This window comes from Gilliamella sp. App6-5 (assembly GCF_001690525.1).
GTDB classification, from domain to species: domain Bacteria; phylum Pseudomonadota; class Gammaproteobacteria; order Enterobacterales; family Orbaceae; genus Gilliamella; species Gilliamella apicola_H.
In genome coordinates, this window is the sequence record NZ_LZGT01000014.1 from 77760 (window position 1) to 88902 (window position 11143).

Sequence of the window (11143 nt, forward strand, 5' to 3'; positions counted from 1 at the left end):
AAACGAATAGTCTAATAAATTAGATTGCATTATTATGCAAAAAAATGTAATATTTAATCAATTATTGCTTTAAAAAAATGTATAACTAACAATGAATATTGAATTAAACCATATTAACTGTTTTTATGGTAAACACCAGGCCTTAAATGATGTTTCTCTCTGCTATCCACTTGGTGAGACCATTGTATTACTTGGTCAGAGTGGCGCTGGAAAAAGCTCTTTATTAAAAGTTTTTAATTTACTTGAAATACCGACATCAGGACAGATGACTATTGCCAATTCACATTTTGATTTTTCTGAAAAAATCAGTGAACCAACAATTCGTCATCTTCGTAAAAATGTAGGAATGGTGTTTCAAAATTACAATTTATGGCCACATTTGACGGTGCTAGAAAACTTGATTGAAGCACCTTGCCAAATATTAAAGTTATCTAAAAAAGAAGCTAGCGATAAAGCAATGGCTATTTTAAACAGATTACAAATTGATGATATGGCAAAGCGTTATCCTCTTCATCTTTCGGGCGGTCAACAGCAACGTGTCGCTATTGCTAGGGCATTAATGATGGAACCTCAAATATTATTATTTGATGAGCCAACGGCAGCATTAGATCCTGCGATCACATCACAAATTGCTGAAATTATTAATGAACTTTCTGAAACGGGAATTACACAAATTATTGTTACACATGAAGTCGATTTTGCTCGTAAAGTTGCTTCACAAGTCATTTATATGGAGCACGGTAAAATTATTGAGCAAGGGCAGTTAGAATGTTTTGATCATCCTAACACCGAAGAATTTAAAGCTTATTTATCACACTAAATAATACAAATATGGGGGTGGATTTATGAAAAAAACATTACTTGCTATTTTGCTAACTGGAACCGCGTTTGTTGCTCAAGCAGCAGATAATCTTATCATCGGTACTGAAGCAACTTACGCACCTTTTGAATTTACCAATGAGAAAAATGAAATTATTGGTTTTGATATTGATGTGATTAATAAAGTTTGTGATGAAATAAAAGCTTCTTGCAAAGTTGTCAATCAATCATTTGATGGCTTAATTCCAAGCTTAAGAACTCGACGAATTGACGCTGCTATAGCTGGAATTGATATTACGCCAGAACGTCAAAAGCAAGTTGATTTTACCAACATTTATTATGATGATAGCTCAATTCAATTCATTACATTAAAAGATACATTAACTGACCTTCAGCAACTAAAAGGTAAAACTGTTGGCATTCAAAAAGGGACAACTTATCCAAAATATCTGAATGAAAAATTCCCAGATATTAAACAAGTCAGTTACGATAGTTATCAATTTGCTTTTTTAGATTTAAAAGCTAAACGAATTGATGCAATCGTATCAAGTTCAATCGTCGCAGGTGAATGGCTAGGAAAAGATACCGATATTGTACCATTAAGTGATAAAATCACTGATCATGAATTTTTTGGTAAAGGTTTAGGTATTGCAGTTCGTAAAGGCAATGATCAATTACTAAATCAATTTAACCAAGCTCTGGATAAACTCAAAGCAAATGGTGAATTAGATGCTATTTATAAAAAATGGTTTAATAAATAACTATTAAACAGTAAAACTCAACTTCGCTATGATCTCGCCGCATACTTTGCGGCGAGTTTATTTTTTAATTTAACAACGGTTTTTTTATGTCAGACTTTCTAACAAATGGAACAAACTGGATCCTACCTTTGATGGATGGATATATCTTGCCACTAACGCAAGCTACATCAATTACATTATCATTAGCTTTGGTATCGTTAGTTATAGGTATGTTTTTTGCCTTTATTTTTACGCTATTAGAATCGGCTCCATTCAAACCAGTTGCATGGTTAATGTCTCTGTTTAATTTAACGATTCGAGCTTTACCTGAATTATTAATTGTCGTCGCCATTTATAATGGATTACCCTTATTACTCATATTATTAAATGATGGATTTACAATTAATTTTTACTTCGCCTCATTAACAATACAACTCGATATTCAAAATTTTAATATTAACTCTTTTTTATGTGGTGTAGCTGCACTTTCACTATTATATGCAGTCTATGCGTCACAAACGCTTCGCGGTGCATTCAAGGCAATTCCCAACGGACAAAGACAAGCTGCCCAAGTACTTGGACTTAGTAAATCACGCACATTCTTTCGTATTATAATGCCACAAATGTGGCGTCATGCCTTACCTGGATTAAGTAATCAGTGGTTAATTTTGTTAAAAGATACCGCACTGGTTTCGACCATCGCAATTAATGATTTAATGATGCAAACTAAAACCATTATTGCCCGAACAAACCAACCTTTTTTATGGTATATCATCGCAATGATTATTTATCTCATCATCTCTATTTTAAGCAAAAAAATAATATCACGAATTGAAAAACGTTCAACTTATTTTGAACAACCAACATCAGCAAAAAGTTAATAAGGTCGTATTATGTCTGATAATTTTATTTATTACCTTAAAATCATACTACAAGGTCTACCTAATACTTTAAGCTTAGGTATTTTGGGAATTCTATCGGCTGGATTACTGGCAATCGTCTTAGCATGTTTATTATCATTAAATTCAAATGTATTAACTAAAGTTATTCGTACTTATATTATTCTATTTACGGGTTCACCACTACTTGTCCAACTATTTTTAATTTATTACGGACCTTCGCAATTTAGTGATACGTTAAGTAAAATGCCTGCCCTTTATAAACTTATTTCATCATCTTGGTTTTGTGCATACTTAGCCTTAACACTCAATAGTGCAGCTTACACAACACAAATTTTTTATGGTGCACTAAAATCTTTACCTCAAGGACAATGGCAAGCTTGTCAAGCGCTTGGTATGAATAAAAAACAAACATTAAAAGTTGTCGTGCCATATGCATTAAAGCGAGCTCTTTCAACTTATTCAAATGAAGTCGTTTTCGTGATTAAAGGCACGGCCTTAGTATCAATGATTCAAGTGATGGATATTATGGGATATAGCAATCAATTAAATGGTGATTACTATGATTTTTCTATTTTTGTGGTCGCAGGGCTAATATACCTCTTGATAAATGGCTTACTGAGCACCATTATGAGAGTTATAGAGAAAAAAGCCCTCACATTCGAAAACTAATATGAACCAATTTGATTCAACATCCTTTTTGAAAACAGTCCCACATAAACCGGGAATTTATCAGATGTTTAATGATAAAGATACGGTTATTTATGTGGGCAAAGCCAAAGATCTCAATAATCGCTTAAAAAGCTATTTTAATAGCAGTAAAAAAACACTAAAAACAGATATGCTTGTTAGCCATATCCATCGTGTTGAATTTACAATTACCAATACTGAAACTGAAGCCCTGCTACTTGAACAGACATACATCAAAAAACATCAGCCACGATATAATGTGCTTTTAAAGGATGATAAAAGCTATCCGTTTATAAAACTAAGCAAAGAACTGCATCCTCAACTATCCCTTTATCGTGGAGCAATTAATCGTAAAAAAGATGAATTTTTTGGTCCTTACCCTAGTGGTTATGCTGTTAAACAGATATTAACGCTATTGCAAAAAACGTTTCCAATAAGACAGTGTTTAAATACAACCTATCGAAATCGAACTCGTCCCTGTTTGCAATATCAAATTAAACGTTGCTTAGGCCCTTGTGTGCCAGGTTTAGTCAGTGATGAAGACTATCTAGAGCAAGTTAACTATGTTAGGTTATTTTTATCCGGTCAATCAGATCAAATACTACAAAAAATAACCGAAGATATGCAAAAAGCTAGTAACGATCTCAATTTTGAAAAGGCTGCGGTTTTGCGTGATCAACTACAAGCAATAAAACATATTAATGAAAAGCAAGCTATATATAATAATAATGATAATCTTGATGTCATTGGTTTCCATTATGAATCAGGCTTGGCTTGTATATATGTCTTATTTATTCGAAATGGCCAAACCTTTGGACATCGATCTTATTTTCCTAAAGTGCCATCAAATACCGAACTAGAAGAAGTTATTGAAACCTTTTTGGGACAATTTTATTTGCAAGGCAATCAAAATAGAAATATCCCTAAAAAGATTCTACTTAACTTTTCATTGTCCGATAAACAACCAATGGAAGAAACTCTGTCACTGATTGCTGATCATCAAGTTAAACTGGTTGATGAACCCAAAGGTGATAATCTTAAATTACTCAATATCGCAACCGTGAATGCTCAAACTGGAGTTAAAAATAAACTACTAGCAAACTCAACAATTAAACAACGTTACGATGCATTGAAAGCCTTTTTTGGGATTGACAAAATTAATCGAATGGAATGTTTTGATATCAGCCATTTTATGGGCAAAAATACCATTGCATCTTGTGTCGTTTTTGATGATAAGGGACCGGTTAAATCTGAGTTTCGACGCTACAATATTACCGGTATTACACCTGGTGACGATTATGCAGCAATGGAACAAGTATTAACTCGCCGTTACAGTAAAAAAGAGCTACCAACTGAAAAAGTGCCTGATATTATTTTTATTGATGGCGGTAAAGGACAACTTAACCAAGCTCTACAAGTATTTGAACAATTGGATGTCAATTGGAACAAAAATCATCCTATTTTAATTGGTGTAGCTAAAGGCGCTGAACGCAAAGAAGGATTAGAAACACTATTTTTTGAAGCTCATGGCACGGGATATTATCTTGATGACCATTCCCCTGCACTATTGCTTATTCAACAAATTAGAAATGCATCACATGATCATGCTATCGTAGGTCAGCGTAAAAAAGGGACAAAGCAACTTACTGACAGTGCATTAGAGCATATTGAAGGCATTGGTGCCAAAAGACGTCAAGCGTTACTCAAACATTTTGGCGGATTAAGAGAGTTAAAAAGTGCCAGTATTGACGAAATAGCTCAAGTGCAAGGTATATCAAAATCATTAGCTGAAAAAATTTATCTGAATTTACAACAATAACACATTGAAAAAATAACATATTTCAGGCAACATAACCATTAAGAAAAGACGTTTTTTTATCACTCTCTAATGCATTGATTAATAAAATAAAAAAAGAGCTTATGTCACATGAAAATTAATTTTCCAACAGCCTTAACACTATTTCGAGTTATTTTAATCCCTTTTTTTGTGTTGGCATTTTATTTGTTTCCCTATAAATGGTCTGGTTTTTTTTCTGCATTAATTTTTTTAATTGCTGCTGTGACTGATGTATTAGATGGTTATCTTGCTCGTCGCTTAGGTCAAACAACTAAATTTGGTGCATTTTTAGATCCAGTCGCCGACAAAATCATGGTAACAATTGCACTAGTTTTAATTACCCAATATTACCAAGCATGGTGGATCTCAGTCCCAGCAATTATTATCATTTCGCGCGAAATTATAGTATCGGCCTTACGTGAATGGATGGCTGAAATCGGCAAACGCAACAATGTAGCCGTTTCGTCAATTGGTAAAATCAAAACGATAGCACAAATGACAGCGCTAACTTGGCTACTTTGGCGCCCTTGTGACATTGTTATTTACGCAGGTCTTGCAGCATTGTTTATTGCAACAGTATTAACGCTATTATCAATGTTACAATATTTATGGATAGCACATAGCGATTTATTAGAAGAAGAATAACTTTGGGTTAATATTTCCATCTAAACATCTTTTTTATATGAGTAGTTTTGTTCAAAAAGTTCGTATAAACAAAATTACTCATCCCCTTTCAATTTAAAAATAACTTTATTTAAACCGTCAATCAGTCAAATATTGAACAATTAAACGATTAATTTAAAATTTTTATTGACTGAAATCATAAGATCGGTAAAATGCACTGCATTCAAAACGAATTACTTCCTAGTAATCAGTTTTGGCCCGGGTGGTGAAATCGGTAGACACAAGGGATTTAAAATCCCTCGGCCTTTTTGGCCGTGCGAGTTCAAGTCTCGCCCCGGGCACCACTTCTTACCTATGCGGGAATAGCTCAGTTGGTAGAGCACGACCTTGCCAAGGTCGGGGTCGCGAGTTCGAACCTCGTTTCCCGCTCCAATTTTATTTAATATTAAACCGTAAGGTATCATTCATAATAAAATAGAAAGCTATCTGAGTAAATATACTCCTCTTCTCGGTAAAAAGTCCTTGGTCAAATAACCTGTATCCATGATACTTGTAGTACAACGCAAAATAAAATACTGATGCTACCCATTACTGAAAAACTCAGAATAAATATAATAAAGATTGCTGTATAAACTATAAAACCGCACGGCGATGAATATGTGAAAATTAAAAACTTCGATAGCAACCACAGAATTTTTCCTGAATAACTAGTCTTGAAGTGTATAAACGTGATTATCAAGACTAATTCCTACTAAAAAAGATTTTATTCCCATTAATAAGTTATAGAATTTCTAAAAAATTATTTATATTTATAAGGTAATAATTAAGTCATCTATTAGATGATTAAGTAATTAAAGAGATGATTTATGAATAGGAATTATCAATATTTTACTTATTATTGGCGAAACTCTTTAGCCTATGCTACCTTTGCAAAAGGTGGATTTGTAAATACCCCAAACTTAGTACAAGATTCAAGTAGAAAATCATGCTGCTTGTTTTAGTGTTTTATACTCAATCGGCGTCATATTATTTAGTGCTTCATGTGGTCTTTCGGTGTTATACACTGTTAGTCATTCTTCAGTTATCTTTCTTACTTGTTCTAGATTATTAAATAGATATAAATCTAATACTTCTGTACGATAGATGCGATTAAATCGTTCAATATAGCCATTTTGATATGGGCTACCGGGCTGGATATAATCAATGGCTATATCATGTGATTTAGCCCAGTTTATAAAGGTTTTTCCTGTAAATTCTGGTCCATTATCGACGCGTATTTTTAATGGATAGCCATGATATTCAGCCAGTTTATCTAAGTAACGGGTAACTCTCCCTGCCGGTAAGCTTACTGCAATATCAATACCTAACGCCTCACGATTAAAGTCATCGATGACATTGAATGTCCTAAAGCGACGTTGATTACAGCTACTATCACTCATAAAATCCATTGACCAACATTCACCTTGTTTATTAGGAACCAATAGCTTTTCTGGTGTTCGTTGGGGGATACGTTTTTTACGTTTAGCTCTAATATTAAGTTTTAACTCACAATACACCCGATAAACACGCTTATGATTCCATTTATAGCCGAGCTTTCTGATGCGATTAAAACATTTGGGAAAGCCCCAGCGTAAATGCCGGTCTGTGATAGCATTCAACACCGAAACAATCACCGAATCATCCAGTAACTTAGGTTGATAATAGTAAGCACAACGGCTTAAGCCAACAATGGCACAACTCATAGCAATAGTAATAGAATGATTTTGTTGTAGTTGCTGTGCCCACGTTTTACGTGCCCCAGTTGGCACTAAAGCTTTTTTATGATTTCTTCCTGAAGCTGGGATTTTAAACTGAGCTCAGCAAACATCTGTTTAAGTTTACGGTTTTCGGCCTCAAGCTCCTTTAAACGTTTAATATCAGAGGTTTCCATTCCGCCGTATTTTTCTCGCCATTTATAGAAAGTTGAATTTGCCATGCCATATTTACGGCAGAGTTCCTTGACAGGAATACCGGCTTCAGCTTCTTTTAAAATAGATACAATCTGATGTTCAGTCATTTTTTTCATAATTAAATCCCCCTTTACTTTTATCATAAAGAATTTTCTACTTTTATGCTGTACTATTTTAGGGGATAGTTACAAATAAAAGCCCCATTGTTTTAATTTCTTAATATAATGTTTTATTCAAACTTTGAAGTGTCGGTAGCACAAACCCGAAGACGATGACCATCGGGATCATTTCCTACAAATGTGTATCCGAAATCGAGCATTTGGGGTTCAAGTTCAATTTTGACGTTTAGTTTCTTCCATGTCGAATAAATCTCATCTACATCATTTTTTGTTACATCACTAAATGACAACTCAAAACCACCATAATGATTGGGCGCCTTTGGAGTTATTTCATCAGCCCCTTGTAGCCCCAAAATAAAATTATCATTCAATAAAAATACAGCGAAGCCAAGATAAGTTTCAACAGGTGGGCGTCCTAGTATTTTTGTGTAAAATTCTGTACTAGTATCGACATCTTTGACATAAACAATAACGCTATTAGGTTTAAACATTTTTTGTTTCCTTTTGGTGATAAAATTTAATTTACTTAATTTTGGTTATCTATATTATGATGTAGCATTGCTGACAACTGTATGTCATATTTAAAATTTAATATAAATTATTTTGTAAACATAAAGCATGAAAATTAATCGTATAATTACTATCATCATGGTATTGCTTCAAAGAGAAAAAATAAGCGGTAAAGAATTAGCAGAAAAATTAAATGTATCATTGCGGACTATTTATCGAGATATACAAGTTATTGAGGGAGCTGGTATACCCATTATTACGTATCAAGGAAGTGCGGGTGGAATAAGTATTTTAAAAAATTATAAAATTAGTAAAGGTTTATTCACTAAAGAAAATGTCATTGTATTATTAAAAGGCCTGAACTTATTATCCTCACCAATTTTAAATGAAGATGAAAATGTGAGAACGCTAGAAAAGATCAAAAGTCTTTTATCAAAACACGATCTCGATCAAGTAAGAAATGATCTAAGCCAACTAACTGTTGATTTATCGCCTTGGCTTTCTAAACAGAATATTAATAATAAAATATCGATCATCAAGGAGGCAATAAATAAACAATTGCGTTTATCTTGTGAGTATATAAAACTGAAAAATAAACAAGATTCTCGTCTAATTGAATCATATAAACTCATTTTCAAAGAAAAAGAGTGGTACTTGCAGGCTTTTTGTTTAAGTAGAAATGATTTTCGGCTATTTAAACTGTCTAAAATGTCTAATATAAAAATCACGAATACCAAATTTATTAAACAAACCACACCTGATGCACTTTCTTCATTCGAAAAAGACATGGAAAAAAGAGTCTTTAAAATTAAATTATTAATAGATAACTCCATTTTAGAACGTATTTTAGATTACTGCGATGAACAAGATCTTCATAAATTAAACGATAAACAATATATTGTGGATTTTAAATTTATTGACGATGATTATAGTTATGGTATTTTGATGAGTTTTGGGCATCAATGTATTTGTTTAGAGCCTGAATATGTTCGTAAAGAAATGATTGAAAGAACGAAAAAGCTAATTAACTCTTATAAAAAAAACGACAATTTATTTCTTTCAAATTATTATCTTAAATAATTTGCTATGTTCTTAGTGCTATCAATAGTACTTAAAGTGTTCATTTATGATTTTACTAATAAAATCAGTTGATAACATTGGTGTTTTATACAATCATCCCCCACTATTACAAAAAAACCAATAAAATCAATGCCTTTTCTGACCGATTTTTTATAAGAAATAAGGCAGTATTTTGTTATAACAATAGGATAGGTTTATTCTGAGGTTGTATTGCAATTAAGGGAAAGTCGCTTACAAGAAATGTGTAATAAGTAATAAAATGCCCTCATTTAAAACTAAACGAGGGCATCAATACCTAGTTTTTATTTATTAAGCAACACCAGGAATGGTGAAATCCATAATAAGTAATAAAGTTGGTAAAATAAAGATAGATAGGACCGTTGATGCAAAGAAAATGCTTGATGCTTGTTCTTGCTCAACATTCCAATTATAAGCCAAAATAACTGCTGTTGATGCCGTTGGCATTGCCAATAGGAATACTAGCTCTTCAGCCTCCATCCCTGTGATACCAAATAAATATACGGCAATAAGTGCAACAATTGGCGTAATAAAACTTTTCAATACAATATTGATCAATAATGGTTTAGATAATTTCAATTTAACGCCATGAATACCAACACCTACCGCAATAAGCGAAATAAAGTTACAGGCATTTGACATAATATCAAAAGTGTTAAATACAAAATGAGGTAACCATTGGGTTCCATCGGTGACACTAACAATCAGCCCTAAAATCACGGCTAAAAACATCGGTTTCATGAGCGAATTTTTTACCGCACTAAAGATCATATCTCCGGTGACTTTACCGCCAGATAATTTAGTATCACAGAGTTCTAATAAAAAGATTGTCATTGGGATCAATGATAATGCGACAACAAAATTAGCAATCGCGACCGAAATGGTAGAAGCTGCCCCAAGCATCAACGTTAAAAAAGGCACCCCCATTCCACCCATATTTGGAAAACAGCAAAGCATTGCATTCATTGCTGTTGACTTTAACTCTTTATGCAAAATGTATTTATTGGTTAAAAAGCAAATTATCCATAAAAATGACATAGTGCAAAAAAAGGCAATCATCCAAATACCATTAAATATTTGTGATGGTTTGGCATGAGACGTATGCACAAAAAGCAATGCAGGAAAAACAAAGTTTGATACAAGTCCTGATAATAATTTTTTAGAATCTTTTGAAAAAATTCCTTGTTGTACACATAACCAACCAAGAAAAATTAACAAAAAAACCGGAAGACAAGAACTAACAACTTGCCCAACTGCTGACCAGATTAAATTCATTTTTTAAAACTCCTAAAATAATATTACTTGAAATACAAATTCGGTAATGGGTCGGTAACTTTGGACTAGATTTTTTATTTATGACCGAGCAAAAATAAGGGATAACAAAATCGAATATACACTATTAACTACAAAACTATATTTGCAAAACTACATTCCACCTTGTTTAAAACTTGATATAACTTAACGCTATTTTGTTTTTAGCGTATTAAAATAAAGACATTATTAATATAACAACTCTTGGTATATTTAAACGTCAAATATCGTAACTTGGAAAGTATTATACTTATTCTTCTCAACCTTGTGTAAATCAAGAAAGACCAACTAACTTTAAAACACCAAAAACATTAAAATTTTTTTTGATGAAAATCAATAAACATAAATTTTATTTATAAAAAACAAATATAATTTAAACTAAATAAGAAATTGTTAAATTATGGTAAAAATCAATATGCGATCGAATTAACCTAAATAGTAATTTTTTTTATGCGATCTTTTCGGTCATAAGAACATCATCAATATAGATAATAAATTGACTAATCTATATATTTAATTTACTACTTAAAAATCATGTTAATAGTAA

At 32.5% G+C, this 11143-nt stretch carries 9 protein-coding genes, 2 tRNA genes and 1 pseudogene; 9 read left to right on the forward strand and 3 right to left on the reverse strand.

Translation table 11 applies throughout. The features are described from left to right. Positions 1 to 91 precede the first annotated feature (91 nt). From artP to A9G24_RS02150, 8 genes are all read left to right on the forward strand, one after another. A complete protein-coding gene (artP, locus tag A9G24_RS02115) occupies positions 92 to 820 on the forward strand; it encodes an arginine ABC transporter ATP-binding protein ArtP (protein WP_065637561.1) in 729 nt (242 codons plus the stop codon). 25 nt (positions 821 to 845) lie between these two features. Then, on the forward strand, positions 846 to 1580 hold the full coding sequence (locus A9G24_RS02120) for a transporter substrate-binding domain-containing protein (protein ID WP_065637562.1): 735 nt from the start codon (positions 846 to 848) through the stop codon (positions 1578 to 1580). A gap of 131 nt (positions 1581 to 1711) precedes the next feature. Then, positions 1712 to 2440, forward strand: a complete 729-nt coding sequence (gene artQ / locus A9G24_RS02125; protein ID WP_065637563.1) for an arginine ABC transporter permease ArtQ — start codon at positions 1712 to 1714, stop codon at positions 2438 to 2440. A 12-nt stretch (positions 2441 to 2452) separates the two neighbouring features. After that, entirely contained in the window at positions 2453 to 3130 is a 678-nt protein-coding gene (gene artM, locus A9G24_RS02130) for an arginine ABC transporter permease ArtM (RefSeq protein WP_065637564.1), read from the forward strand. A gap of 1 nt (position 3131) precedes the next feature. Continuing rightward, a complete protein-coding gene (uvrC, locus tag A9G24_RS02135; protein ID WP_065637565.1) occupies positions 3132 to 4967 on the forward strand; it encodes an excinuclease ABC subunit UvrC in 1836 nt (611 codons plus the stop codon). 108 nt (positions 4968 to 5075) lie between these two features. After that, on the forward strand, positions 5076 to 5630 hold the full coding sequence (gene pgsA / locus A9G24_RS02140; protein WP_065637566.1) for a CDP-diacylglycerol--glycerol-3-phosphate 3-phosphatidyltransferase: 555 nt from the start codon (positions 5076 to 5078) through the stop codon (positions 5628 to 5630). A 235-nt stretch (positions 5631 to 5865) separates the two neighbouring features. Then, a tRNA-Leu gene (locus tag A9G24_RS02145) sits at positions 5866 to 5953 on the forward strand. Between the two features lie 12 nt (positions 5954 to 5965). Then, positions 5966 to 6041, forward strand: a tRNA-Gly gene (locus tag A9G24_RS02150). Positions 6042 to 6592: 551 nt separating this feature from the next. Here A9G24_RS02150 and A9G24_RS02155 read toward each other — a convergent pair. Beyond that, a pseudogene (locus A9G24_RS02155) lies at positions 6593 to 7674 on the reverse strand (IS3 family transposase). Positions 7675 to 7787: 113 nt separating this feature from the next. Beyond that, the gene (locus A9G24_RS02165; RefSeq protein ID WP_065637568.1) at positions 7788 to 8168 is read right to left on the reverse strand and encodes a VOC family protein; all 381 of its coding nucleotides are present in this window, start codon (positions 8166 to 8168) and stop codon (positions 7788 to 7790) included. Between the two features lie 127 nt (positions 8169 to 8295). Between A9G24_RS02165 and A9G24_RS02170 the strand changes: the two genes are divergently transcribed. After that, on the forward strand, positions 8296 to 9267 hold the full coding sequence (locus tag A9G24_RS02170) for a helix-turn-helix transcriptional regulator (protein ID WP_065637569.1): 972 nt from the start codon (positions 8296 to 8298) through the stop codon (positions 9265 to 9267). A 309-nt stretch (positions 9268 to 9576) separates the two neighbouring features. Here A9G24_RS02170 and A9G24_RS02175 read toward each other — a convergent pair whose 3' ends face one another. Further along, a complete protein-coding gene (locus A9G24_RS02175) occupies positions 9577 to 10560 on the reverse strand; it encodes an AEC family transporter (protein ID WP_065637570.1) in 984 nt (327 codons plus the stop codon). Positions 10561 to 11143: the final 583 nt, after the last annotated feature.